The sequence below is a fragment of the Methanoregula sp. genome (assembly GCF_002835825.1).
Lineage (GTDB): Archaea > Halobacteriota > Methanomicrobia > Methanomicrobiales > Methanospirillaceae > Methanoregula.
In genome coordinates this window covers 1-1622 of record NZ_PIZH01000455.1, presented here as the reverse complement: position 1 = coordinate 1622, position 1622 = coordinate 1, and the positions used below count along the sequence as shown (strand labels likewise).

1 protein-coding gene is annotated in these 1622 nt (G+C 53.5%); it reads right to left on the bottom strand.

What is annotated here, in order from left to right; all coding sequences use genetic code 11:
* Positions 1 to 756: 756 nt before the first annotated feature.
* The gene (locus CW742_RS12230) at positions 757 to 1443 is read right to left on the bottom strand and encodes a DUF2202 domain-containing protein (RefSeq protein WP_292420760.1); all 687 of its coding nucleotides are present in this window, start codon (positions 1441 to 1443) and stop codon (positions 757 to 759) included.
* Between the last annotated feature and the right edge of the window lie 179 nt (positions 1444 to 1622).

Genomic DNA, 1622 nt, shown 5'->3' with positions numbered 1-1622 from the left:
ATCCGGCTCATCAACATCCGGGCCGGATTCACCGAAATCATCGGAGAACTCATTCTTCCGGTGTTTTTTCTTGAAATCTTCATTGCAGACATTGCAGTACGCATCAAGACACGATTCGCATTCCGCGGTAAGAGGATCGCAGCCCCAGTTCAGGTACGTCATGCAGGTATCCCGGTACTGATGTCACGCGAAGCAAAAATGATTGCGGCGAAGATTTTTTTCAGGATGACAGGACAGGAGAAAAACCATCACCCAAGAATCTCCCCTCCGACATGCCAGAGTGGGGCATCACACCTACAAATCCCCCCTTTATATTAGTGCGTTTTCGGCCTTTTCATAAAACCTGTCACAGGTCAAATACCTGTCACAGGTCAGTTACCCGTGACGGATCAGATGCCTGTCACGGGTCAGATACCTGTCACGGGTATAGTTACCCGCAGCTTTGGAACCCCTAAACCAGCTCTCCAAAACCCCCCTTCTTTTCATTCCGGCATCCCACAGCCCGTCCGGCCCTGAGTTTCGCCTCTGTAATAGCGCTATTTGCGTCCAGTTTTCTCCGACGTGAAAATCAGGAAAAATCGTGATTTATTCCCTCTTTTTCGCGAATTATTCCCTCATTTTGGGGTACTTACGCCCTCATGGGTCTGAAAGCGAGAAAATCACCGACGGTGAATCCTCAGGCTGGAGTATCATCCCTCAGTGGGCATCTGCACCCCCGGTTTCCGGCGTATGGCTGATAAAAAGAGTATGAGTGTATTACTTCGCTGGCACCGTTTCCATCGGCGACGCAAGGATCAGAGCGTACGACTCGGGCGTGATGTACTGCGGCACATACACGACACCGTACCCGCCCAGTGCAGAAGAGAGCTCCCGCAGGTCATTGCGTGCAATGGCCAGCTGCTGGTTGTAAATGTAGATCAGGTCCTTGTTGTCAGTCCGGCCGATCGCGGCCGTGAGATCTGCAGCATTCATGTCCGCAGCCCGTGCGCTCATCTTCAGCGCATCGGCTGCCGACGAGAGGCCGGTGTTGAGATCATTGTTGTACATCTGCTGGAGCGACGGGTTGGTGAAGACACCGGCCTTCTGGCTCTCCGGATCGGGGATGTTGTACCGGACAAGGATCACATCATCGACTTTCATGGAGATTTTTGCGGAGTCCGAGATGTTCAGGAGCAGCGGGAGGGTCGTGTGCATTCCGTAGAGCGCCGAATTGAGATCGTACGCGAACTTTGCTTCTTCCTGGAGGAGCAGGATGTCAGCGGTCTCGGTTGCGTTGAGGTCCGCTTTCGGGAGTGCGTTGAAGCCGGAGTCCGATGCTATGGGTGTGGCTACCGGTGCCGCGGGAGTTGCAGTCGCGGGTGTGCTCTGCTGGCCGGTGCATCCGGCTGCTGCGACAAGGAGGCAGACAAGCAGGAGGGTTCCGATGAGAAACGATCGTGACATGAAATAGACTTTTTCGCGGTACGTATTTCAAGTACTCTTTTTCCCGTTATCACTGCTCGTCCGGATTTTTTTCAAGCCAACTCGCGTTCGTCACCCCACACCACTGTTCGCTCACCAAGCACAGTCTCTGTTCATGACCGTTTCAAGCCCAACGCTCTTTGGCACCAACCCACCAATTT